Source organism: Candidatus Fukatsuia endosymbiont of Tuberolachnus salignus, assembly GCF_964030845.1.
In the GTDB taxonomy this organism is placed as follows: Bacteria; Pseudomonadota; Gammaproteobacteria; order Enterobacterales; family Enterobacteriaceae; genus Fukatsuia; species Fukatsuia symbiotica.
Map to the genome: position 1 here is coordinate 564025 of NZ_OZ034983.1, position 25313 is coordinate 589337.

13 protein-coding genes and 5 pseudogenes are annotated in these 25313 nt (G+C 43.0%); 10 read left to right on the forward strand and 8 right to left on the reverse strand.

Annotated elements, in window-relative coordinates:
• Positions 1-1023, reverse strand: coding sequence for an IS630 family transposase (locus AAHH42_RS02930; RefSeq protein ID WP_342222002.1), 1023 nt, complete (start codon positions 1021-1023; stop codon positions 1-3).
• 58 nt (positions 1024-1081) lie between these two features.
• Positions 1082-1880: pseudogene (locus AAHH42_RS14720) on the reverse strand (IS701 family transposase); the annotation flags it as partial.
• Positions 1881-1948: 68 nt separating this feature from the next.
• On the opposite strand from AAHH42_RS14720, the pseudogene AAHH42_RS02945 reads away from it, so the two are divergent.
• Together AAHH42_RS02945 and hemB are read left to right on the forward strand one after the other, a co-directional pair.
• Positions 1949-2433, forward strand: a pseudogene (locus AAHH42_RS02945) (IS5 family transposase); the annotation flags it as partial.
• 1114 nt (positions 2434-3547) lie between these two features.
• Positions 3548-4570, forward strand: coding sequence for a porphobilinogen synthase (gene hemB / locus AAHH42_RS02950; RefSeq protein WP_342221654.1), 1023 nt, complete (start codon positions 3548-3550; stop codon positions 4568-4570).
• Positions 4571-5127: 557 nt separating this feature from the next.
• On the opposite strand, the gene sanA is transcribed toward hemB, so the two are convergent.
• From sanA to metG, 3 genes and pseudogenes are all read right to left on the reverse strand, one after another.
• Positions 5128-5865: an outer membrane permeability protein SanA gene (sanA, locus tag AAHH42_RS02955; protein WP_072549863.1), complete on the reverse strand. Its 738-nt coding sequence runs from the start codon at positions 5863-5865 to the stop codon at positions 5128-5130.
• Between the two features lie 66 nt (positions 5866-5931).
• The gene (locus AAHH42_RS02960; protein WP_342221655.1) at positions 5932-7629 is read right to left on the reverse strand and encodes an NAD-dependent malic enzyme; all 1698 of its coding nucleotides are present in this window, start codon (positions 7627-7629) and stop codon (positions 5932-5934) included.
• A gap of 244 nt (positions 7630-7873) precedes the next feature.
• A pseudogene (metG, locus tag AAHH42_RS02965) lies at positions 7874-9523 on the reverse strand (methionine--tRNA ligase); the annotation flags it as partial.
• Positions 9524-9928: 405 nt separating this feature from the next.
• Between metG and AAHH42_RS02970 the strand changes: the two are divergent.
• The 3 genes and pseudogenes from AAHH42_RS02970 to AAHH42_RS02980 all read left to right on the forward strand — a co-directional run bounded on the left by AAHH42_RS02970 (position 9929) and on the right by AAHH42_RS02980 (position 13906).
• Positions 9929-11457: pseudogene (locus AAHH42_RS02970) on the forward strand (YifB family Mg chelatase-like AAA ATPase).
• Between the two features lie 870 nt (positions 11458-12327).
• Complete coding sequence (locus tag AAHH42_RS02975; protein WP_072549868.1) at positions 12328-12597, forward strand: hypothetical protein; 270 nt, start codon at positions 12328-12330, stop codon at positions 12595-12597.
• A gap of 67 nt (positions 12598-12664) precedes the next feature.
• Positions 12665-13906, forward strand: coding sequence for an O-antigen ligase family protein (locus AAHH42_RS02980; protein WP_072549869.1), 1242 nt, complete (start codon positions 12665-12667; stop codon positions 13904-13906).
• A 146-nt stretch (positions 13907-14052) separates the two neighbouring features.
• Here AAHH42_RS02980 and gspS read toward each other — a convergent pair whose 3' ends face one another.
• Positions 14053-14460 (reverse strand): type II secretion system pilot lipoprotein GspS, encoded by a 408-nt coding sequence (gene gspS, locus AAHH42_RS02985; RefSeq protein WP_342221656.1) that lies wholly within the window; start codon positions 14458-14460, stop codon positions 14053-14055.
• A gap of 206 nt (positions 14461-14666) precedes the next feature.
• Between gspS and AAHH42_RS02990 the strand changes: the two genes are divergently transcribed.
• The 4 genes and pseudogenes from AAHH42_RS02990 (at position 14667) to AAHH42_RS03005 (ending at position 18031) form a co-directional block, all read left to right on the forward strand.
• Entirely contained in the window at positions 14667-15605 is a 939-nt protein-coding gene (locus AAHH42_RS02990; RefSeq protein ID WP_342221657.1) for a metal ABC transporter substrate-binding protein, read from the forward strand.
• On the forward strand, positions 15602-16492 hold the full coding sequence (locus AAHH42_RS02995; protein ID WP_072549871.1) for a manganese/iron ABC transporter ATP-binding protein: 891 nt from the start codon (positions 15602-15604) through the stop codon (positions 16490-16492). Before AAHH42_RS02990 ends, AAHH42_RS02995 begins: the two co-directional genes overlap by 4 nt.
• Positions 16492-17222 (forward strand): annotated as a pseudogene (locus AAHH42_RS03000) (iron chelate uptake ABC transporter family permease subunit). Before AAHH42_RS02995 ends, AAHH42_RS03000 begins: the two are co-directional and overlap by 1 nt.
• Complete coding sequence (locus AAHH42_RS03005) at positions 17222-18031, forward strand: metal ABC transporter permease (protein ID WP_072549873.1); 810 nt, start codon at positions 17222-17224, stop codon at positions 18029-18031. The pseudogene AAHH42_RS03000 and the gene AAHH42_RS03005 overlap by 1 nt, the downstream one beginning before the upstream one ends.
• Here AAHH42_RS03005 and AAHH42_RS03010 read toward each other — a convergent pair.
• Together AAHH42_RS03010 and putA are read right to left on the reverse strand one after the other, a co-directional pair.
• Positions 18028-18606 carry a thiamine pyrophosphate-binding protein gene (locus AAHH42_RS03010; protein ID WP_342221658.1) on the reverse strand — a complete coding sequence of 193 codons (579 nt, stop codon included), beginning with the start codon at positions 18604-18606 and terminating at the stop codon, positions 18028-18030. The genes AAHH42_RS03005 and AAHH42_RS03010 overlap by 4 nt on opposite strands.
• Positions 18607-19134: 528 nt before the next feature.
• The gene (gene putA / locus AAHH42_RS03015; protein ID WP_342222003.1) at positions 19135-23142 is read right to left on the reverse strand and encodes a trifunctional transcriptional regulator/proline dehydrogenase/L-glutamate gamma-semialdehyde dehydrogenase; all 4008 of its coding nucleotides are present in this window, start codon (positions 23140-23142) and stop codon (positions 19135-19137) included.
• Positions 23143-23797: 655 nt separating this feature from the next.
• On the opposite strand from putA, the gene putP reads away from it, so the two are divergent.
• Positions 23798-25282: a sodium/proline symporter PutP gene (putP, locus tag AAHH42_RS03020; protein ID WP_072549876.1), complete on the forward strand. Its 1485-nt coding sequence runs from the start codon at positions 23798-23800 to the stop codon at positions 25280-25282.
• Positions 25283-25313: the final 31 nt, after the last annotated feature.

Genomic DNA, 25313 nt, shown 5'->3' on the forward strand with positions numbered 1-25313 from the left:
TCAAGATGCAGGATTTAGCGCCTGGCAATTATCGTTTAAGCGAGATACCAGAGAACTTGCCATTTGTGGTAGCTTCACCTCAAAGAAGTTTAAGATATCGTTCTTAAAACTCTGTTTAGATGGGTAATATCTATTGTTTCGTGTTTGCTCATTCATCACCTTCCACAATCGCTCTATCGGGTTTAGATTCGGGCTATACGGCGGAAGGTAATGAAGCTGGATATTCAACGTAAGCGCGGCGTCTTGCACAAGCTGTGAACGGTGATAGCCTGCACCCTCGAGGATCACATGTGCCGTTGTCGTGATGGGATAATGCGCGCGAATGGCAGACAGGAAGTGAACCACATTTTCGCTGTTAATCGTCTCATCATCACGGATTATGGGGTTAGCCACATTCTGGATGTTCAAGGCTCCCATGATATTCAACCGCGTTCTGCTCCCGGTGGTCTCTATCGTTTTATCCTGGCCTTTTCGTATCCAGCCGTAGCTTATTTTTGCGGCTTGTGTCGGATGAACGGCATCAATAAACAGTATGGGGTCATTACCCGCGGCGTCTTTCAATTCGCTGTAGGTCTTTATAAATTGCTGCTGTTTCTCAACGGCAAATTTATGCGGAACACCTTTCGGCTTTTTATAGCTAAAGCCATGCTGCTTCAACCCTTTATACAGACCTGATACGGTAAAGGTGATGTTCCAGCGTCCAGCGATATACGCCACAATTTGGTGATTGTGGTGGTAGAGCGGCTGGGTGAGATGTTCAACCAGCGACGTGGTCTGTTCCGCATTGAGATAGCCATCGGAGCCGCCATTTTCAGGCTTGAGCTTGTTGAGTTTATGATAGTCTGTAAGGTGGCGCCGCACCGTGGTTTCATTAATGAGCTGTGAGTGAGCAATCATAGGGGGAGTCCAGCCGTCTGCGGACAACAAAACACACCGGATCCTGTCACAGACACGGCGGTCATGGCTTTGACGATGTTGGGCTTCGAGGGTAATTTTCTGGTCAGCAGTCAGCTCTATTTTCATGGCTATGAGCATGATCCTTATCGACTTCAAAATCAAGCATCTTCATTGATCACGGGTATATACCACAAGTTTGTTTGATTTCCCGATGATAAACTTCAACAGACCAACGGGCCTCGGTGACAGCCTTCATCTGTTCCCGGGTGGGGTTCTCTTTATTCGTTGCAACATAATCAATGCGACCGTGTTTGGTCACAAACTTGAAGACTGTCACCCAACCATCGCCCCGCAGGTGTACTGAAAGCCCTTCTTCTGGAATATCAAGTGAGGCTAATGTGACGTTGCGATTAACTATCCGGTTCTTTCTCAAGGTGGTGACCCCAATCCAGCCAGGAGAACGAATGGCGTTGAGATTATCTAAACTTGAATACCGAATACCACGCATCCATTACCACCGCTTCAGGGGCTATACCCCTCGCTTTTGCCAGTTTGAGCATGTCGCAAAAATGCGAGTTTTTTGTTTTTCCGTCGGTCTCTTTGTCGTCAATTCGGTAGTCAATAGGCACTGACTCTCCCTTTTCAAGACCCTGCCACAACAGATTAACCAAACCAATACCGGCTATCACATCATGTTCATTACCAGAATAGTGATAATGAACTCGCTCTATCTTCTTACTCCGTTTTTTGGCTAGCACTCTATCATCCGCAATCAGAAAACAAGGTGCTTCCCGGTCTATCGAGGGGGCGACAAGTTGCCACAACTCTTTGGGACGAAAACACCGGCTCTTTAACCACCGGCTTACGCTATCATGCGATACCCTCGACGGGCTCACTTCTGACAACGCTAGACCAGAATATCTGACACTACTCGCTTGTAAAAATGCTTTATAAAGGTCTTTCGTACAGGGATAGTCTGACATCTCATTACCATTCTTATCTTTTTTCCTACTCTCCTTTTACCATCATTTAGTACAGTGCGAAACTCGTGTTTGAATGGCTGATGCTCGATGTCACTCATAGTCAAGTTCACCCTCACGCAGCAGGCGCAAAAGGAGGCAATCAAGATAGGGGGCGCACAAAAGGGGGCTCAACAGTAAGATACACTTGGCCATGGATGCGCATGGTATGCCGGTCAGAGCGGTTACAGGTATCGAAGCAGATTGCACGAAGGCTATGGATTTAATTGAGGGCATGACAGCGGAATATCTGTTGGCTGACAAGGGCTCTGACAGTAATAACGTGATTAAACAAGCAAAATAAGTCGGTATGGAAGTGGTTATCCCGCCCAAAAAGAATCGGAAGATGCGACGTGAATATGGCAAGGACCTCTACAAACATCGACATCTTGTGGAGAATGCTTTTCTACATCTCAGGCACCGGCAGGGTATTGCCACGCGTTATGCAAAGAATAACACCTCGTTTTTGGCTGCTGTACAAATACTATGCATTGCTCTATGGCTCAATATTTCATGACGACACTATCTAAAAACCTGCGAATTAAACAGTAAGAACATGAAATAATAAAAACATAACGTTATCATCAGGCGTTTACGTTAATTTCTATAAACCTCTTCTCTTTCACGCATAAAATATTGTCTCAAATATTACTGACATTTTCCGATAATTATTGGGAAATGGATAATAGGCATTAATTAATGAACGATTCATTTTTTGACGAATACATTTACCAGGCAAAGATGATCGTCATGTTGTCTCCGCAGCCGTCCAAACTGATGCAGATGCTATCGTGACTTTTAATCTTAGAGATTTTCCAAATAAAGAATTCTAAGATACAGCTTAAAAGCGATTCATCCTGATGATTTTATAGTCTATTTGATAGATGTAAATGTGAGTGCAGTCATTGAAGCAACTCGCCGTCATACTTGAACGCCAAAACAGCGTTGACCTCGTGTCGCATACCCGTGAGTTCGTGGCATATTTTTTGCAAAACCGCTTTCGTCAAGATAAACCAACGATTTTTCCTGCTCTCGAACACTGAGGACTTTACGCCGAAAATCAACTGAATATAGCAGGTGCCATGTAACGTGATCACTTTTGTTAATAAATATTAATTAATATCAATATGTTATTTCTAATTTTCATAATCAAATTATACGGCCCCTGCTATAACTCATCTTTAGCTCGTTTGGATTATTTTTTTACGTTGTAATTAAAATTAAAACGCATAGCTATATCACTTTCTTTTCTTTCTTCGCTATAGATGCGCAATTTAATTTTGATCGCCTAACGGATACATTGAGGAGCAAATCTACGGAGTGGCTAATATTTGTGTGCTAATCAAAATTAAGTCTCTTAATTACATAAATTGATGTACCATGCAAGCATGGTTTATCCATTGAAATTTTGCCAACATGTTTTGGAAGTCATTATGTACGCCGATGGACACACTTCATGATGGAAAACAGGTCTGGGTAGAAAAGAACTTGATCCAGATCTAATCTGACAGGAAACTGTATATATAACCAGTAATTTTCAGGTCGAGTTTGAGCTACTACAGCAGGTTAAAGCTTGCGTAAATTCTGACTGATAACGCTACTTGCCGAGTTTAATAAGTGGGGAGAGAAAAATGAGTGATGTATTCCCTGGCCTTTTTCCTGGCCGCCGTATGCGACGTATACGGCGTTATGATTTTAGCCGTCGTTTGATGGCTGAAAATCAACTGACGGTAAATGACCTTATTTATCCAGTCTTTGTCATGGAAGGTGTTAATCGCCAACAAGCCGTTTCTTCTATGCCGGATGTATCGCGCATGACCATCGATCGACTGTTAAAAGAAGCGGAAACTATTGCCAGATTGGATGTTCCTATTATTGCTCTCTTTCCAATGATTGAAACGAATCTGAAATCTCTAGAAGCGAAAGAAGCTTATAATCCAAGAGGATTAATACAACGCACTATTCGTGAACTTAAAAAAGCGTTCCCGGAGTTAGGAATTTTAACTGATGTGGCGCTGGATCCCTATACAACTCATGGTCAAGATGGCGTGATTGATAAGCATGACTATGTAGTAAATGACGAAAGTAAAAAAATACTGGTACTTCAGGCACTTTCTCATGCTGAGGCCGGAGCCGATATTGTGGCGCCCAGTGATATGATGGATGGGCGTATTGCTGCTATTCGTAACCAATTAGAAGCTCAAAATTGGGTTAATATGCAGATTATGGCGTATTCAGCGAAATATGCTTCCTGTTATTATGGTCCTTTTCGCGATGCTATTGGTTCAAGTAAGAATCTACAAGCTGGGGATAAAAGAACCTATCAGATGGATCCTGCTAACAGCGACGAAGCATTGCATGAAATCGCTCAGGATCTGCAAGAAGGTGCCGATATGGTGATGGTTAAACCGGGTATGCCTTATCTGGATGTAGTGCGACGCGTTAAAGATACCTTTAAAGTGCCAACGTTTGCCTACCAAGTTTCCGGGGAATATGCCATGCATAAGGCAGCAATTGCAAACCATTGGTTGCAGGAGAAACCAACTATCATGGAATCATTGCTATGTTTTAAACGCGCCGGTGCGGATGGCGTGCTAACCTATTTCGCAAAACAAGCGGCACAGTGGTTATATGACGAAAAAATGCAGCCTTAATCGTTATTAGCGACCTACGCAAAAAGAAATACCCAACTAAACTGAGCTAAAATTTTATTGAACGATCGACAGGGAGTAGAGGTGAAATTAACAGGTTTAAATTACTGTCAACACCTTCTGTCGATCCCAATAAATCATATAGCAGGCGCCATGTAACGTGATCACTTTTGTTAATAAATATTATTTAATATCAATATGTTATTGCTAATTTTTATAATCAACTTATACGGCGCCTGCTATAAGTGGGTGTTGATGTTGCCAAATTAAAATTCGATGTTGCAGTATGGGTTGAGAGAAAAAAATACAAAATAAAGGTCTTTCCAAATACCCCCCTTCTGGATTCACCTACTTGTTAAAGTGGCTGGCTGTTTACTGCGATTATTAGTTAATAGCGTTGGTGCGCCTTCTAAAGGATGTAGGAAAATCGACAGTCAGTGATTGGTGATGTAGTTCACCCCCTCCGCTGATTGAAATCATTTTTGCACTGCATCTACATTTTGCTTGCTGTGTTCCAGGTGCTTTTGTTTCGTATAACGAACTACGGTTTTGCAAGAAATCTAATGATTTTTTTGCTTTTCTGCTGCCAATTCATTCTCTAATTCGACTAATTGCTCAGGAGATACTGCTGGATATCCTTGAGCGTCACTGGGAATAATATGTACTGTCGGTATTGGGATGGTTGGGCCGAGAAAACGTGGCTCTCGCTTGAAAATATAGAGATCAGTAAAGGTAGCCAGACGGGCAAACGTTTCACGCACCCTGACTGAAAGCAGGTTTTTAGGGGAAGGGGTAGCATAACATTGCGCTTGAATACCCATATGAAGCGCAATAAATAGCGCTCGTTCGCAATGAAAACGCTGTGTAATAATAATAAAATCATTAGTATCAAATACTTTGTGTGTTCGCACAATAGAATCTAATGTCCGAAATCCGGCATAATCCAGTACGATATCGGCTGGGGCAACCCCAGCTTTGATGAGATCACGACGCATGGTTCGTGGTTCGTTGTAGTTTTTTTGTGCGTTATCACCGCTGAGCAGTAAGTAGCTTACTTTCCCACTGTTGTAAGCATTTAACGCCCCTTGCATACGATACCGGTAAAATTGGTTAATCACTCCGATGCGGTAATATTTTGCGGTGCCCAATACTACACCCACCTCTCGATGTGGTAGTAGTTGTACTTCTTCGTAGATATAAGGCGCTGTTTTCCAGCTTATCCAACGGTCAAACACAATCGCCAATACCGTTAAAAACCCAATCATGACTAGCAGACTAATTATTAAGCGTTTCCACATTATAAGCCTTCGTGTATTAGACCTCTTTCAAAACCGTAGCGAGTGATGTGTATGATCCTGATGTTATCAAAATGATGTCCGTTTGTATGTACGGTATTGTGCTTGCCAGCAGTTGCCTTTGATAGATTCGGTCAAAGCTTCTGGTGCGTTTATTGTCGCAACGCCTTCTGATTGTGCTACTTTAGCTACTTCTAGTGCAATATGTTTTGATACTTCCTGAATATTATCAATGTTTGGTAGTAGTGCCCCTTCTCCTGTGCTCGCCAATGGTGAACACTGAGCTAAAGCACGGCTGGCAGCCATTAACATGCCATCAGTAATTTTGCTCGCTTTTGATGCCAGTACACCAAGCCCAATTCCTGGAAAAATATAAGCATTATTACATTGAGCAACAGGATAAATCTGTCCTTTATAGTAGACTGGAGGGAATGGGCTACCGGTGGCAACGAGTGCGTTACCCTCTGTCCAGGTAATAATATCTTCAGGTCGAGCTTCGATACGAGAGGTTGGGTTGGATAGCGGCATAATGATAGGGTGTTGACAATGACGGTACATCTCGCGGATAAGTTCTTCGTTAAATAACCCCGGCTGACCGGAGACACCAATCAATACGGTAGGTTTAGCGTGGCGTACCACATCTAATAAAGAAATAGTTTCGGTTTGCGGGCCCCAGCCGTGTAAATTATCGCTTTTTTGTACCAGTTTACGTTGAAAATCCCGCACATCAGACAGCTTGTCCGTCAATAAGCCTGCGTGGTCTACCATGAAGACACGTGCACGCGCTTTCATTTCACTTAAGCCTTCTAATACCATCTGTGCGACAATCTGTTCAGCAATACCACAACCTGCGGAGCCCGCACCGAGGAAAGTGACAGTTTGATCGCACAATCTGATACCCACTGCCTGACTCGCAGCAATCAGGCTACCAAGAGTGACTGCAGCTGTGCCCTGAATATCATCGTTAAAGCAGCATAGTTTATCACGATAGCTATTTAATAGAGGGGTAGCGTTCTCTTGGGCAAAATCTTCAAACTGTAACAATACTTTAGGCCAGCGGCGTTTTACTGCCTGAATAAACGCATCAACAAAAGCATTATATTCATCACCACGAATACGCGGATGTTTCCAGCCCATATACAGTGGATCTTGTAAACAATCTTGATTGTTAGTGCCAACATCGAGCACTACCGGCAAAGTGTAAGCAGGGCTTATACCTGCGCAGGCAGTATAGAGCGAAAGTTTGCCGATAGGGATCCCCATGCCACCGATTCCTTGGTCACCCAAGCCAAGAATACGCTCGCCGTCAGTGACGACTATCACCTTAACCTTTTGTTTCGTCGCATTTTGTAACATATCATCAATACGATCACGATTTGGATAAGAGATAAACAACCCACGTGCGCGTCTATAGATAGCCGAAAAATTTTGGCAGGCTTTACCAACAGTCGGAGTATAGATAATCGGCATCATCTCACTGAGGTGAGCATTCAATAGGCGATAAAAGAGTGTTTCGTTAGTGTCCTGAATATTCCGTAAATAGATATGCTTATCATCGTCGTTTTTAAATTCTTGATATTGCTGATAAGCACGTGCAACTTGTTCTTCGATCGTTTCTACTTTTTCGGGAAGCAAACCATGAAGATTAAAATGATTGCGCTCATCTTCGGTAAAGGCACTGCCTTTATTCAACAACGGAAATTCCAGTAGGATCGAGCCGGCGTAGGGAATGTATAGCGGGCGTTTACTGTCGTATTCATGTACCATCAGCTTGACTCTCAGAGGTTATTGGATCGCTGCGTTCCACAGCGATCAAGTAAATGAAAGAATAGATTTATTAGACTTCTTGCATAACCTACTACGTGGCGTGAATTCGGCGTTACGCGGTGCTCGCAATCCTCATGTATCGCATGTTAACGAGGGTTGCTGTGCTCTGATGCCTTGACTTCACATAACAAATGACGGTTTTGCAAGAAGTCTATTGTGAAACCTCCCGATCATCTCATTTTTTGAGGTTTTCTTTCGATGCACTAACCAGTTGGTCAATTTTATCTAAATCGATACGGTTAAACAGTGCGTGGAAACCATTAATTTTATGGTTTAATAGTGGCTTTTCTATATTATTCCAAGTCAATTCAATATTTAAAAAGGCTTCACTGCGTGTTATTAAGGCTGGCATGACCGGTTTAAGATAAGTCATCAATATGCGAAACAGGTTGATCCCCATTGAACAGACGGCTTGTAGCTCGCTAGCACGATCGGCCTCTTTTGCAATCACCCAAGGAGCCTGCTTGTCTACGTAACGATTAGCCGAATCAGCCAGTTCCATAATCTTACGTATAGCTTTACCATTTTCTCGGCTATTATATGCTTCTGCAATAATTAAAGATGAATTTATAAAAGTTTTATATAGATTAGGCTCAGCCAGATGATCGGCTAATTTGCCAGCAAATGTTTTATTGATAAAACTGGCATTACGTGCAGCTAAATTGACTACTTTATTGACGACATCTGTATTAACTCGTTGCACGAAATCTTCTAGATTTAGATCAATATCCTCAATAGAGGAAGATAACTTCGCCGCATAGTAATAACGTAGACAATCAGCATCTAAATAAGCTAGATAGGTACTGGCTTTAATAAAAGTACCTCGGGATTTGGACATTTTTTCGCCATTAACCGTGACATAACCATGCACAAACAGGTTAGTCGGCTTACGGAAACGACTGCCTTGTAACATTGCCGGCCAAAATAAACTATGGAAATAAACAATGTCTTTGCCGATAAAGTGATATAAATCAGTGGTTGAGTCTTCATGCCAGAACTCATCAAAATCCAGATCATGGCGCTTATCACAGAGGTTTTTAAATGCGCTCATATAACCGATGGGTGCATCTAACCAAACGTAGAAATATTTACCCGGTGTATCTGGCACTTCAAAACCAAAATAGGGTGCGTCACGAGTTATATCCCACTGCTGCAGACCAGATTCAAACCACTCTTGCATTTTATTGGCGACTTGTTCCTGTAACGTACCAGAACGAATCCAAGCTTGTAGCATGTCACTGAAAGCAGGCAAATCGAAGAAAAAATGTTCAGATTCACGCATGATTGGTACTGTATCGGAAACAACGGATTTTGGATCGATCAGCTCAGTCGGGTTGTAAGTGGCGCCACAACTCTCGCAATTATCACCATACTGATTTGGCGATTTACATTTTGGGCAGGTCCCTTTTACAAAGCGATCAGGCAGGAACATGCCTTCTTGCGCATCGTATAACTGTGAGATAGTACGATTCTTGATATAACCGTTATCTTTCAGACGGCGATAAATCAGGCTTGATAACTCCCGACTTTCCTCGCTATGCGTGGAGTGATAATTGTCATAACTGATGGCAAATCCGGCAAAATCCTGTTGGTGTTCTTGGTTGATTTCAGCAATCATTTGTTCCGGCGTTACACCCAACTGCTGTGCTTTCAACATGATAGGTGTGCCGTGGGCATCATCAGCACAGATAAAATAAACGTGGTGACCACGCATTCGCTGGTAACGAACCCAGATATCTGCTTGGATGTGCTCGAGCATATGACCGAGATGAATAGAACCGTTAGCGTAGGGTAGTGCGCACGTCACCAGTATTTTTTTCGCGACTTGAACCATAAAAGGATTACTTAACCATGAGGTAATTAAAGGATGTTGGATGTTAACCGATCGTGTTGTGAGTCGCTAGCTGTAGTATCCGGTTAGAGTCGCCGTTGGTCTGTATGTTCACAACGACTGTGAAGAGACAGGTTCTTGGGTACCTACGAAAAATCATCATATTTTGTGTGGTATCTCGCATTTTTTTAGCTGTTTTCTGATGTTACATTAATACTTTTCGATTCATCACGTAATCTCATTATCTTTTTGTCCGCAAAAAGTAGCGATGAGGCAGAATAGAGCGTATATGGCTGTACGATTTAATTTTGATTAGCACACAAATATGAGTCACTCCGTATATTTATTCCTCCATGTATCCGTTAGGCAATCAAAATTAAATTGCGCAGCTATACAAGGGAGAGCATTATGTCATTGGCGATTATTTACACCCGTGCGACCCTCGGGATACAGGCTCCTCTGGTTACCGTCGAAGTACATATTAGTAACGGGTTACCCAGCTTCGCTTTAGTTGGGTTGGCTGAGACCACAGTAAAGGAAGCACGTGATCGGGTGCGTAGTGCTCTTATTAACAGCGGTTTTTCCTTTCCCTGTAAACGTATTACTGTCAGCCTGGCACCGGCGGATCTACCCAAAGAGGGGGGCGTTATGATCTGCCTATCGCTATAGCAATACTGGCGGCTTCAGAACAGATCCCAAACGACACATTATGCCACTATGAATTTATTGGAGAGTTAGCACTTTCTGGAGCATTACGTTGCGTTAATGGCACCATACCGACAGCCCTTGCGTGTGTGAAAAATGGGCGACAGCTGATACTACCCGTCGCCAATGGTGCTGAAATGGCGTTGATCCCCGAAGGAAATATCTTCGCCTTGGAACATTTATTAGAGGTCTGTGGATTTTTACAGGGGAAGAAAAACCTGCGACCGATGGTAAGCAATATTAGTGAACTGGAAGATCGACAGGATACTCATGCTGATTTACAAGACGTCATTGGTCAGTATCAGGCCAAACGCGCACTTGAAATTGCTGCTGCCGGCGGACATAACCTGTTACTTTTAGGTCCCCCAGGCACTGGAAAAACAATGTTGGCTAGCCGGCTTACTAGTCTTTTACCACCGTTAACCAACGAAGAAGCACTAGAGACGGCCTCTATTACTGGTTTGTTACACATTCATGATCACTTAACACGGTGGCACAAGCGCCCTTTTCGAGCACCACATCATAGTGCATCTTTAGCTGCACTGGTTGGAGGAGGCTCTTTGCCTCGTCCAGGAGAAATTTCACTGACACATAACGGGGTGTTGTTTCTTGATGAATTACCTGAATTTGAACGCCGAGTGCTAGATGCATTGCGTGAGCCACTCGAAGCGGGTGAGATTATCATCTCCCGGGCAACGGCTAAGGTCTGTTTCCCTGCTAAAGTACAGCTCATCGCCGCTATGAATCCGAGCCCAAGCGGTCATTATCAGGGTGTTCATCATCGTGCACAACCACAACAGATTTTGCGTTATTTATCAAAAATTTCTGGCCCTTTTTTAGACAGATTTGATCTGTCGATAGAAGTTCCTCTATTGCCTGCCGGTCTATTACAAATGCAGAAAAATCAAGGGGAAAGTAGTATTACAGTCAAGCAGCGTGTACTACAGGCTAGACAGTGTCAATTAGATCGAGCGGGTAAAATAAATGCACAGCTTACGAGTCGAGAAGTTGCGCTGTTTTGTCGTGTGACACCACAAGATGCCAAGTTCCTCGAGCACGCACTACTTACCCTTGGTCTTTCGGTACGTGCTTGGCATCGTATTTTAAAAGTGGCGCGAACGCTGGCTGATCTAGCACAGCAAGATGATATTCAAAAAAATCATCTTGCAGAGGCGCTGAGCTATCGTTGTATGGATCGTCTGCTCTTACAATTACATAAGAATTTGATTTGACAGACTACTCGTTTACATTAGGTTTAGGAACTTGTTCGAAATCTTTTGTGCTCGCCGTGTTTTGGTCAAGTAATTCGTCAAAAACGCACTCAACATGCTCATTTACTCTCTGTAAACTGCGCTTTTTCGCGCGTTTTTTCCTCGTCTGAGCGTCGTTCAAGAAGATTTGGAACAGGTTCTAAGGTCTCGGTGATCGATATGTCTGACTCCTGCAATCGGTAAGATATGATTGATGAATGAGGTGAGAATTATCCACGAATGGAGTTGTGTGACATTTTGGCGTTAAGCGAAGTGGTTATTATTATCGATGTAAAAAAAGGCAACGTAGAAGGAAATCCAAAGCAGATGAATTTTCTTTGTTTATCGGACGGGAGTTGCATATAACGTAAAGATTCAGTACCTTTATGCTAGTTAAAGATATTCTTAAAATAACGTATATACCCTTCGCCTTTCAAGTTGCGGCGGCGTTGGCGGCTCGTACTCATCCCAGTCATGTACCACCTGTACACTCCTGGGATTCGATTGATTGCCGCCCTGCCGTAACTCGAAATTCATTCGGTATAGATAGCATTGGTGGCGTTTTATACGCAAGAATTTGTCGAAATACTTGAAACAGCCGGTTTGTCTGTAAAGTAGGCTAGGGCAATTTTTTCCGTTGTGTGTCAATCTCACGAAGTGGTAGACGTTACGACCAAGCGTGATCTGAATGATTTACATAATGATATTGGCTTTCGGCTCGAAAAAATTGACTTACAGATAGCCGCAGTCCGTAAAGATATGGAGGCAGGTTTCAGAACTTGTTCCAAATCTTCTTGAGCGACGCTCAGACGAGGAAAAAACGCGCGAAAAAGCGCAGTTTACAGAGAGTAAATGAGCATGTTGAGTGCGTTTTTGACGAATTACTTGACTAAAACACGGCGAGCACAAAAGATTTCGAACAGGTTCTCAGAAAAAACTGATGCTCAAATAATCAGCGTGCGCAGAGATATGGATGTACGTTTCGAGCAAGTAGATAAACGCTTTGAGCAGGCAGAAGAATCACTGACTGATTTCAAACAAGAAACGACAAAACGTTTTGATAAGCTTGAATCGGAATTCGATCGCGTACAATGTTCATCGTTGCCGCAGCGCTTACATTGATGTTCGATGTTCAAGGAACACCTTACCCGCTTGCTTGGCATGTAGTCCTGTCGCTGGAGTTACAAGAATGACCTCTTTCACTTTCTTTACCAACTGCCATTCTGCTGCTACTCGGTATCTCGGTATGCTGCCTTGTATGGCAGCATTTTTATTAGGGCTTGCATTGCCTACCTCCACTTTTTTAGTGAATTTTGCCCTTGTTCTAGCATTGATCTGCGTGTTGTTAAAATCTAATAGCCACCACATGAAAGTGTTAGCGCAACATCCGCTGATTTGGCTGCCTGCCATCATGTTTTTACTGCTAGCATTTTCTCTGCTAAGCCAGCAAAATCCATATGGCTCGGAAATGGTTAATAAGTATAAAAAATTATTATATGTCATGCCGTTGGCACTGTTTTTCTTGCTTTCCCGTTCTTTAATCACCTATTTTATTAAAGGTTTTTTACTGGCTAATGTTGTCATACTGGTTGCTAGTTTACTGATAGCTATTTTTCACCTTCCTTTAGGTAGTGGCTCTCCAAGCAATGCCACCGTTTTTAAGCTACACATTACGCAAAATTTTTTTATGGCCTTAGCTGCAGTTATCTGGTTAGCACAAGCTTTTACCCATCAGGGTATAAAACGTTGTGGTTATGCTCTTCTGGTATGTATAGCAATCTATAATGTGTTCTTTATGGTCGAGGGTCGAACGGGTTATGCCGCCTTGATAGTTGCTTTTATTATCTGGATGTTTTTGTCGTTATCCCCCCGTCAGAAGTTGGGGACAGCAATGGGTGCACTCGTTTTAGGTTGTATTCTCGTGATGGTGCCTAATAACGCCAGTGATCGAGTGAAAATAGGTATAGAAGAGATCCAGAGATGTATGACAGCAACGGATAAAAATTCGAGTACTTCTTGTTATAGTTCCATGGGGCTGCGTACCGTATTTGCATTAAGATCTTTGCAGCTAATAAAGCAAGCTCCCCTATTTGGTCATGGTGCGGGAAGTTTTTTTTATTCTATCCCTGCAGAAGGCTACAGTGTTAATAACCCACATAATGAATACTTAATACAAACCGTTCAGTCAGGGTTAGTAGGGTTAGCTCTTTTTCTTGGCTGGATGCTATGTTTTTTTTGTGCCGCTTGGCAGCAAGCTACTATGGTCAGAAATCTTTTTATCGCATTATTCAGTAGTTACGTGGTAGGCCACTTTTTCAATTCATTTTTACTTGATTTTTCTGAAGGTCACTTATTTGTTGTCCTCACCGCTATCCTGGCCAGTTACAGCTTGCCCGCACAAGATATCAAAGAACAAGAAGATAACTTTTAGCGCCTGCTCTAAATCTTTTTCACTGTGCTCAAAAGAGGAAAAAATGGGCGAAAAAGCGCGGTTTACCCTTTGCATACAACAAAAGGAAGTTAATGAGCATTTTGAGCGCGTTTTTGATGAATGATTTGACCAAAACACGGCGAGTACTATGGTTTTGCAAAAAGTCTATTATGGCGTTTGGTTTCAGCAATAAATTTTTCAGTCAGTGGGTTAAGCTGTGCGCATTTTTTTGCGTGTGTTGTATTGTCTTGGAGCAATGCTTGATAACGCGCTTGACTCGTGTCAGTAAGTTTCTGATACTCGACTACTTGCGTATCCCAATGGCGTCGCTGTGCTAGATGTAATGCTGTTTGTATCAATATTGTATCGTCAGGAATATCCAGGCGATTACAATTCTTTTTTATGTAGATCCCGCTAGCGATTAATGCCGAAAGCTGGTTAATTTGTATTTGAGGATTGAGAGAAGGTATCTTTGTTTTTATCGGATATTGGCAGCTAACAAGCAGCAATAATATACTGATAGTGAAGGATGCTTTGCATAGAAAACAATTCATGTTCTAGCGCCCAAGTAAAGTGAGAAAAAGTATTGTATGTCAAGATAAATTTACATAAAACTACAAAATCTAAGGGTTATGTCATGCCTATTATTTAACATCAGTTATCTAATTAGTTAAGCTGACTCATTTATAAATCAGACTTCTTGCATAGCCTACTGCGCGTGGTGCTAAATTATTTTTATTTGAAACAAGGCAGTATTACCATGTTAATTCATTACAGAAAACCCTATCTGCCTATTATCCGACAGACTTTTTTTTATGGTTTTACTTCATTAATTTTATTGTTGTTCTTCTTGCTCACGACTCGTGTCGCCAATGCCGAAAATAAATTTAAAGTCATCACTACCTTCACTATTATTCAAGATATGGCACAGAATGTTGCTGGTGATGCAGCTGTCGTAGAATCTATTACCAAGCCCGGGGCTGAAATTCACGGTTATCAGCCGACACCTCGTGATATCGTTAAAGCTCAATCCGCCGATTTAATTTTATGGAATGGCATGAAACTGGAGCGTTGGTTTGAACCCTTTTTCGAGAATATTAAACAGGTTCCTTCCGCTGTTGTTACCGCAGGTATTGATCCTTTGCCGATCCGTGAAGGTTCTTATCGAGAGAACCCTAATCCTCACGCCTGGATGTCAGCATCCAATGCACTGATTTATATTGAAAATATCCGTAAAGCGCTGGTGGAACATGATCCCACTCATGCTGAGACCTATAATCGTAATGCTAAAATTTATGCCACTAAGATTGCTGCATTAGATGCTCCATTACGTGCGCGTTTATCACGTATCCCCGAGGAACAACGCTGGTTAGTCACCAGTGAAGGTGCTTTTAGTTATTTGGCAAAAGATTACAAGTTTGAAGAAATTTATTTATGGCCAATTAACGCTGAAGAGCAAGGTACGCCGCAACAAGTGCGTAAGGTTATCGATGCTGTTCGTGCTCATAACATTCCAGTGGTATTTAGCGAAAGCACTATTTCTGATAAACCGGCAAAACAGGTCAGTAAAGAAACTGGGGCGCAGTATGGTGGTGTGTTATATGTTGATTCACTCTCAAATGAGAAAGGCGTAGTACCCACTTATATTGATTTGCTTAATACCACTGTTGAGACTATTGCAAAAGGATTTGGTCAATGAGTAATGAAGCATTTATCCGTCCTAAGTTAGTGGTTGACGATGTTTCTGTCACTTATAACAACGGACATACCGCTATCCATAATGCTAGTTTTACCTTAAATGGCGGCACCATTTGTGCTTTGGTGGGGGTAAACGGTAGTGGTAAATCGACACTATTTAAAAGTATTATGGGGCTCGTCAGGCCAACTACCGGTATGGTGACGCTTAATAATAGGCCGATAAGGGAAGCACTGAAACACAATACCATTGCTTACGTCCCGCAAACTGAAGAAGTTGACTGGAACTTTCCTGTACTGATCGAAGATGTCGTGATGATGGGACGCTACGGTAAAATGAATTTTTTGCGTATTCCTAATTCTCGTGATCATGCCATTGTCGCTCAGGCGATTGAACGAGTCGATTTATCGGCGTTGCGTTGTCGCCAAATTGGTGAGCTTTCCGGAGGACAGAAAAAAAGGGTATTTCTGGCGCGCGCCTTGGCACAGCAGGGATCCGTATTATTACTCGACGAGCCTTTTACCGGAGTCGATGTCAAAACAGAAAATGCCATTATTGATTTACTGCGCACTTTACGTGATGAAGGACATCTAATTTTGGTTTCCACTCATAATTTAGGCAGCGTCCCAGAATTTTGTGATCATGTGATTTTAATTAATCAGAGAGTATTGGCCGCCGGATCTACGGGAACCACTTTCACACAAAAAAATCTGGAGATGACCTTTGGGGGTGTGCTGCGTCATATCAATCTTTCTGGTTCTGCACTACATGATGATAATGACGCGCGTTCTATCACCGTGATCACTGATGATGAACGTCCCGCTGTGTTTTATGGTCATAGCAAAAATGATCCGCCAACCCAGAGCCAGAAAAAGAGGGATCACACCTAATGTTGGAACTCTTATTACAACCTTTTAATTACAATTACATGGTTAAAGCCATCTGGGTCAGCATGATTGTGGGGGGCGTGTGTGCCTTTCTCTCTGCTTACTTGATGCTCAAAGGCTGGTCGTTGATGGGTGACGCGCTTTCCCACTCGGTGGTACCTGGCGTAGCGGGTGCTTATGTTCGTTGTTGATCGTTTCTCTTAATCCCACTTCAGTCAATGTTCAATCCATTATTTTGGGCAACATTTTGGGCATTGCTGATGCAGACGTGCTACAAGTTGAAATCATTACTTTGGTTTCTTTTATTATCCTATGCCTAAAATGGAAAGATCTGTTAGTCGTATTTTTTGATGAAAATCATGCGTTGTCACTGGGTTTATCCCCATTACGTTTGAAACTGTTATTTTTTACATTGCTAAGCGCCTGTACAGTGGCTGCTTTGCAAACGGTTGGTGCGATACTCGTTATTGCAATGGTGGTGACTCCGGGTGCGACAGCTTATTTGCTGACTGATCGTTTTAGTCGCTTGCTGATCATTGCCATCATCATTGGGGCGTTTACCAGTGCATTCGGTGCCTATCTAAGTTTTTATCTTGATGGTGCAACAGGTGGTGTCATAGTGACATTGCAAACATTGCTATTCTTACTGGCTTTTTTCTTTGCCCCTAAACATGGGTTATTGTCAAAGCGTTATTGCACAAAGCAACCTTTTATTACTCAAGGAGATAGCTAATGCATACCCTGCTTGGTTTTATTAGTGAGCCGCTTTCCTACCCTTTTATGCAACGGGCAATGCTGACAGCTATCGTTACTGGCGTGGTTTGTGCGGTACTTTCTTGCTATTTAGTGCTCAAAGGCTGGTCATTAATGGGCGATGCTATTTCTCATGCGGTATTACCTGGTATCGTGTTGGCGTTTCTACTCGGTATTCCACTGGCTATCGGTGCTTTTTTCTCTGGTATTTTCTGTGCTGTGGCAACAGGTTATTTAAAGGACAATAGCCGAGTCAAGGAAGATACCGTGATGGGGATTGTGTTCTCTGGCATGTTTGCTTTGGGTATTGTACTGTTTTCACAAATCGATACCGATCAACACCTCAGCCATATTTTATTTGGCAACATATTAGGGATTACTCTCACTGAATTCAAGCAAACACTGTGGATCGCTTGTTTTACTTTTTTACTCGTGTTGTTGAAGCGTAAAGACTTTATGGTGTATTGCTTTGATCCCAACTATGCAAAGGTAATAGGATTACCCGTTAAACTGCTTCATTATGGTCTATTGTGTTTGTTAGCGTTAACGATTGTTGCTTCATTGCAAGCCGTCGGCGTGATATTGGTGATAGCCATGTTAATTGCACCCGGTATTATTGCTTTTATGCTTTGCCACAGTTTCGATAAAATGTTGATGATCGCGATATTGGTTTCAGTAACCTCCTGTGTGTTGGGGACGTTGATCAGTTTTTATATCGATGGTGCAACCGGCCCTTGTATTATTATCGTGCAAGCACTGTTTTTTGTCATCGCGCTAATTATCAGCTAATTAATTACACTAGCCGATGTAATATGTTGTTGTTTATTGTGATTTACCGAGAAAATATTTTTTTTAATCAACAGAGCTACAGGTCTACATTCATTATGAGCAATGCTTAATAATGATGCCACTTTTTTTTCACAGTCATCGCCATATTCATCCAGTATTTGATAGGGGATATGTAATTTTTTTAACAATGAGAGGCTCTCCAATGTAAGCTCCTTATCTTGAGAAGCATCAGTGGTATCATTTTTCTCAACATCATTGGATCCACTCTGCCAAGCCATAATGATTAATAACGGTATACCATAAACTTCTGGGGTGGCATGAGAACAAACCGGATTAATAATATTGCTCAGCCCTGAATTTTTCAGATAAACGGCCGGGATATCGCCTGTCGCTAGATAGCTACCAATTGCCATGCCTATCGCAGCTTTATCATTACAGGCAATCTGATGAATTATTTCACTAGAATAATTGTAAACAGCAAAACAAAACTCACTTAGTAACGGATTAGGAACACCGCTATAAAAATTCACATTGTGCTGTGCCAATACACGTAAAAAACAATCAGCATTTATCATGACATCTCCAGTTCAAAAAGATAGCAGATGATATTCTTTTTAAATTGTTAAATTAATAATTTTTTCAATGTGTTATTTGATTTTCTCCCCGATATCTATCCTAAAAAACTGTTATATGTTACATAAGATACAAGGTTAATCGAACGGTTACCCCATTTTATTAATGACCAAATCCAATTTAGTTTAAGATCAATAAAACTTAAATAGCAATGATTAAATTTGCTTATCAATAGAAAATCAGTCAGAAAGAGGTATACCGAAGGAGGATGAATAATACAAAAGGGGAGTTTATCGCTATCGGAATAATGAGGAAAAACGAGCGATACAATATATCATTTTCTCTTTTTACTAATAGCGGTCTTATATAACAATGAACACTGTGGCAGAGCTGCCTTTATTAATAAATATTTTTAATATCAATATATTAGTGTAAAATTTTACATTCAGTCTATACTGTCATAATGATATAAAGGCCCCGAAGAGCCTCTATTATAGAATTCCACTAACTACCGGGGTCGGCGAAAGTCATTAATTGATAGTCATCAAGCTCGCGTTACCGCCTGCTGCAGCCGTATTAACACTGAGAGTATGTTCAATCAACAAACGTTCTAGCAAAATATTGGTTTCTCCCCGAGTGAATCCTTGTACCGAAATAATAGGCCCATCTCGTTGTGATATTTGTTCACACAGTGTACGTAGTTGCTCAGTATCACCATGGAATATAACTGCATCAAAAAGAATATTGCTCGTCTTCCAATCGTGACTAAAACGAATGTGAGATTGTACGGCTGCCGGTAACTGGCGAAACAGTTCTTTTTGTAATCCACTGTCTACCCAAAGTACCTGACTACCCACCGCCAATACAGCCGCGAGCTGAATTAGCATATCATCCTGATTATCAGCGAGACAAAGAACTCTCTCTCGAGGCAACAGGGCATAGGTGTTACGTTCACCGGTTGGCCCAGGTAATAGACGTACAGTACCTCCCTGCGCCAATTCAGCATAACCTTGCGCTAACGGGAGCCACTCTGGCTGTTGTTGCTCTTTTTTCTGCCGAGTTGATAAGAACTGCATTAAAGCACGGTGAGCCGCTAACAAGGGTTCACGACCGCTGACGTCTTGTACTTGCTGATCGTCCTGGCGTGCTAATGTTGTCACTAAAGCCTCTTTCGGACGCTGCGATAATAAGCGATATAAGTAAAGCGGCCCACCTGCTTTCGGCCCAGTGCCAGATAACCCTTCACCACCAAAAGGTTGCACCCCAACTACCGCACCTACAATATTGCGATTAACATAGATATTACCTACTTTGGCACGCTCAGTGACTCGTAAAACTGTTTCATCTATTCTGGTATGAATACCTAAAGTTAAACCATAACCTGTAGCATTGATTTTATCGACCAGTGCATCAAGATCCTGTCGTTGGAAGCGGACAACATGCAATACAGGACCGAAAACTTCTTTTTGCAACTCTTCAAAATTTTCCAGTTCTATTAAAGTGGGCCTGATAAAGGTACCACGCTGCCATTCTCTTTCATCACAGGCATTGGGTCGTGCAGCCTGATACACTTTGCGCCCTTTGATACGCATCGCCTGAATATGGCTTTCAATGTCTTCTTTGGCGACACGAGTAATGACGGGGCCGATGTCCGTGGATAAACGTTCCGGATTGCCCATACGGCATTCAGCCATTGCCCCACGCAACATCCGCAAGGTATGTTCGGCAACATCTTCTTGAATGCACAGAATACGCAAAGCAGAGCAACGCTGGCCGGCACTGTCGAACGCAGAAGAAACGACATCGGTGATCACCTGTTCTGTTAGCGCCGAAGAATCGACGATCATGGCATTCAGACCACCGGTTTCGGCAATTAACGGAGTGGGTCGACCCTGTGGATCCAAACGGCCAGCAATATTACGCTGCAGCAAACTCGCAATTTTTGTTGAACCCGTGAACATCACACCGCGCACGCGTGGATCATTCACCAGCCACGTGCCAACCTTTTCACCTTTACCCGGTAATAACTGCAAGGCATTTTGAGGAATACCGGCCTGTAGTAAAATCGCCACGGCTTGTGCCGCGACTAGCGGGGTGGGTTCCGCAGGCTTTGCCAACACCGCATTACCCGCAGCGAGGGCTGCAGCAACCTGTCCAGTGAAAATGGCAAGCGGGAAATTCCACGGGCTGATACAGACCACAGATCCGAGAGGACAATGGCTCTCATTGGAAAAATCATCACGTACCATTGCAGCATAATAACGCAGAAAATCGACGGCTTCGCGTACTTCGGCGATAGCATTATCAAAGGTTTTACCGGCTTCACGTACCAAAATACCGATCAAACTCTGTATTTGGTCTTCCATCAATTCTGCGGCTCGCGACAGAATAACAGCACGTTCGGAGGCAGGTGTTGTAAACCAGATCGAATCAGCGGCGGCGGCGGCATCTAACGCTCGACTAACTTCCCCTTGAGTCGCTTCACGTACATAGCCAACCACGTCGCTTGGTTCTGCTGGATTGATAATGGGTTTTTTAGGATGCTGAGTAAGATCTTGATCAAATTCAGCAGCAATCATCGGCTGTGAATGCCACAGCGGGTCATCACTGTCTAACTTAGCACTCAAGGCCGTAGACAGAGAAGCCAAGCGTTGTTCATTTGACAGATCCAGTCCCCTGGAATTGAGACGCTCCTGACCATACAGATCTTGTGGTAGAGGAATTTGTGGATGTGGTAAACCCAATCGTCCTTCTGATGCTGCCATTGCTTCCACCGCTTTAACAGGATCAGCAACCAGATCGTCCAACGCTAATGTGGTATCAGCGATTCGATTGACGAAAGAAGTGTTAGCACCATTTTCCAACAAGCGGCGTACCAGGTAGGCTAGCAAGGTTTCATGAGTTCCCACTGGGGCATAGACTCGACAGGGGCGGTTGAGTTTACCTTCGGCAACTTGGCCAACCACTTGTTCATACAGTGGTTCGCCCATACCGTGCAAACACTGGAACTCATATTGACCAGGATAGTAATTTTGCCCAGCCAGGTGATAAACAGCCGCTAGCGTGTGAGCGTTATGGGTAGCAAATTGTGGATAAATCAGATTCGGTACAGACAGTAACTTACGGGCACAGGCCAGATAAGCAACATCGGTGTAGACCTTACGGGTATAGACCGGATAACCTTCCTGACCGTCAATCTGGGCGCGTTTAATTTCGCTATCCCAATATGCACCTTTAACGAGACGGATCATTAAACGGCGATTGCTCCGTTGTGCCATATCAATAATCGCATCAATGGCAAATGGACAGCGCTTTTGATAAGCCTGGATCACAAAGCCAATACCATTCCAACCCACTAATTGCGGTTCGAAACACAGCTTTTCCAGCAAATCGAGGGAAATTTCTAAACGTTCGGCTTCTTCCGCGTCAATATTAATACCAATATCGTACTGCATGGCTTGCAATGTTAATGACAGCAACCGGGGATAAAGTTCATCTATCACACGTTCATATTGAGCACGGCAGTAACGTGGGTGTAGTGCAGAAAGCTTAATCGATATCCCTGGTCCTTCGTAAATACCACGACCATGAGAGGCCTTACCTATGGCATGAATCGCCTGTTGATAAGAAACGAGATACGCCTGGGCATCTTCTTCTGTCAATGCGGCTTCACCCAACATATCGTAAGAATAACGGAAACCTTTATCTTCCCGTTTTCTCGCATTAGCGAGCGCCTCGGTGATGGTTTCTCCGGTAACAAATTGTTCGCCCATGAGACGCATTGCCATGTCTACTGCTTTGCGGATCAGTGGTTCACCACTTTTACTGATTATACGGCTCAGTGAGCTGGCAAGCTTGGTTTCATTATCAATGGAAACCAGGCGACCGGTAAGTAATAGACCCCAGGTTGCCGCATTAACAAACAAGGAAGGACTATGACCAAGATGAGAACGCCAATTTCCCTGGCCGATTTTATCGCGGATCAAGACATCACGGGTCTGTTTATCAGGAATGCGTAATAGTGCTTCGGCTAAACACATCAAAGCGACGCCTTCTTGGGAAGATAACGAAAATTCTTGCAATAAGCTTTGTACTATTCCTGAACGACCGTTTACCCCTTTTTTATTACGCAATTTTTCGGTGATAGCGTAAGCCAGCTTATGAGTCGCTTGCGCGAGATCGGCGGGCAAGCGTGCTTGTTTCAGTAACGTTGGAATGACTTCGCTTTCTGGGCGACGATAGGCGGCGGTGATAGCAGCACGTATCGCTGACTGTGGCAGCACATGCTCGGCGAAATTTAAAAAGGGTTGATGGGCAGATATTGGTTCTTGTGGCATAACATCATGCACTTCGGCAGCATGGTGATCATCTGGTGTTTCTATTTCGGGCACTACTGTGTTTTCTTCCAGGCAAGCTAGATAGTTTAAAATGGCCTGCTTGATTAACCAGTGTGGTGTTCGATCAATGTCTTGTGCTGCTGTTTTTATCCGGTCATGAGTGATTTCATCCAATCTCACGCCCATTGTTGTACTACCCATGCCATTCAGCTCCTCTGTGTTATTCTTTAAATCGGGGGGATAATAGTTTGTTATGGCGCGAATATCCAGCATGTTGCCACTTTATGCAACTGGCAACATAAGAAAATGGTGAACTGTGAGATCAGTCAGATTTTTGACATATCAAGCCAATATTCATATCATTTTGCTACTATAATCACACTCGTCATAATTTTTAACTATAAGGTTTATAGCTGATTTCTCTCTTGTGTTATTCATCTTACGATGGAAGGTTAGAGCTCTCACGGAGGGATATATGTCATCTAGACCAAGTTTTATGCAATTCTTTAATAAACCTCCTGTATAACCTGTTGCGTGGTGTGAGAACGACGGTTTTGCAAGTAGTCTAATTAAAACGGCCCTTTATTAACACTATGTTAATAAAAGGATACAAATTAGTTTCATAATAATTTCATGTGCCGCCAAACGCCGTTATACGGCTAAGCACAAAGAAAAATCAACATAACGCCACAATAGACCTCTTGTGAAACGATATGACGTCAAGGCGCTCGGTGCTTGACTCCTCGAATGTACATGCATGAAGGTGACAAGCGCCACGCCGCGGGCAGCTTTCAGCTTTCGCAAGAGGCCTGATAAGCGAGATGTAATAGATAAGACGCACTTATGGAGACGTTGCATGACAACAAATACACCGATGCTGGTGACTTTTTCGATTTATATTTTTGGGATGATTCTCATTGGATTAATGGCTTACAGGGCGACGAATAATTTTGATGACTACATTTTAGGTGGCCGCAGCTTGGGTAGTGTCGTCACTGCCTTGTCTGCTGGCGCTTCGGATATGAGTGGTTGGTTACTCATGGGTTTACCCGGTGCCATTTTTATGCACGGTATTTCGGAAAGTTGGATCGCTATTGGATTGATTATCGGTGCCTATCTCAACTGGAGGCTGGTAGCAGGGCGTTTACGTGTCCATACTGAAGCAAACAATAATGCGTTAACATTGCCTGATTATTTCACCAGTCGATTTGCCGATAAAAGTAAGGTATTACGGATAATATCAGCGGTAGTGATATTGATCTTTTTTACTATCTATTGTGCGTCTGGGATTGTTGCTGGCGCTCGGTTGTTTGAAAGCATCTTCGACATGAGTTATCAAAGTGCGCTGTGGGTCGGGGCAGCAGCTACCATCGCCTATACGCTTATTGGTGGTTTTTTAGCGGTAAGCTGGACAGATACTGTACAGGCCACTTTGATTATTTTTGCTCTACTCCTGACACCCGTTATTGTGATCCTGTCTGTCGGTGGTATTGACGCATCAGTCATGGTGATAGAAGCTAAAAATCCAGCTAATATTGATATGTTTAACGGTCTGAATCTGGTCGCGATTATCTCTTTACTGGGCTGGGGATTGGGCTACTTTGGTCAACCTCATATTTTGGCACGTTTTATGGCGGCAGATACACATCATACTATTCGTAGCGCGAGGCGCATTAGTATGACTTGGATGATCCTGTGTCTGGCAGGGACTGTTGCTATCGGTTTTTTTGGTATCGCCTATTTTGAAGATCACCCCGAGCTAGCAGGTAATGTATCGCACAATGGGGAACGGATATTTATTGAACTGGCTAAATTATTGTTTAACCCATGGGTGGCTGGTGTGGTTTTATCCGCGATTTTGGCTGCAGTAATGAGTTCACTGAGTTGCCAGTTGTTGGTGTGTTCCAGTGCAATAACAGAAGATTTGTATAAAGCGTTTTTCCGTAAAACTGCCAGCCAGAAAGAATTGGTCTGGGTGGGTCGCTGCATGGTATTGCTAGTGTCGTTAATTGCTATCGCGTTGGCGGCGGATCCAAATAACCGTGTACTTGGTCTAGTGAGCTATGCTTGGGCGGGTTTTGGTGCTGCATTTGGACCTGTCGTTTTGATCTCTGTGGTTTGGCCGAGAATGACACGTAACGGCGCGTTGATTGGTATGATAGTGGGTGCGATGACCGTTATCATTTGGAAGCATTTTGGTTGGTTAGGCCTATATGAGATCATTCCTGGTTTCTTTTTGGCAAGCCTCTCCATTGTTGTCGTCAGCCTGATGGGGACAGAGCCATGTAAGAAAATTACAGCACGTTTCCACAAAGCAGAAGTAGAATTTAAGACAGTCTAATTGAGTTGCTTACCACGCCTCCTGCTTGCAG

What these genes read in the sequence shown, in the direction of transcription:
- AAHH42_RS02930 (WP_342222002.1), bottom strand. Translation starts at nt 1,023, where the DNA reads ATGAAAATAGAGCTGACTGCTGACCAGAAAATTACCCTCGAAGCCCAA.
- hemB (WP_342221654.1), top strand. Translation starts at nt 3,548, where the DNA reads ATGAGTGATGTATTCCCTGGCCTTTTTCCTGGCCGCCGTATGCGACGT.
- sanA (WP_072549863.1), bottom strand. Translation starts at nt 5,865, where the DNA reads ATGTGGAAACGCTTAATAATTAGTCTGCTAGTCATGATTGGGTTTTTA.
- AAHH42_RS02960 (WP_342221655.1), bottom strand. Translation starts at nt 7,629, where the DNA reads ATGGTACATGAATACGACAGTAAACGCCCGCTATACATTCCCTACGCC.
- AAHH42_RS02975 (WP_072549868.1), top strand. Translation starts at nt 12,328, where the DNA reads ATGAGCATGTTGAGTGCGTTTTTGACGAATTACTTGACTAAAACACGG.
- AAHH42_RS02980 (WP_072549869.1), top strand. Translation starts at nt 12,665, where the DNA reads ATGACCTCTTTCACTTTCTTTACCAACTGCCATTCTGCTGCTACTCGG.
- gspS (WP_342221656.1), bottom strand. Translation starts at nt 14,460, where the DNA reads ATGAATTGTTTTCTATGCAAAGCATCCTTCACTATCAGTATATTATTG.
- AAHH42_RS02990 (WP_342221657.1), top strand. Translation starts at nt 14,667, where the DNA reads ATGTTAATTCATTACAGAAAACCCTATCTGCCTATTATCCGACAGACT.
- AAHH42_RS02995 (WP_072549871.1), top strand. Translation starts at nt 15,602, where the DNA reads ATGAGTAATGAAGCATTTATCCGTCCTAAGTTAGTGGTTGACGATGTT.
- AAHH42_RS03005 (WP_072549873.1), top strand. Translation starts at nt 17,222, where the DNA reads ATGCATACCCTGCTTGGTTTTATTAGTGAGCCGCTTTCCTACCCTTTT.
- AAHH42_RS03010 (WP_342221658.1), bottom strand. Translation starts at nt 18,606, where the DNA reads ATGATAAATGCTGATTGTTTTTTACGTGTATTGGCACAGCACAATGTG.
- putA (WP_342222003.1), bottom strand. Translation starts at nt 23,142, where the DNA reads ATGGGTAGTACAACAATGGGCGTGAGATTGGATGAAATCACTCATGAC.
- putP (WP_072549876.1), top strand. Translation starts at nt 23,798, where the DNA reads ATGACAACAAATACACCGATGCTGGTGACTTTTTCGATTTATATTTTT.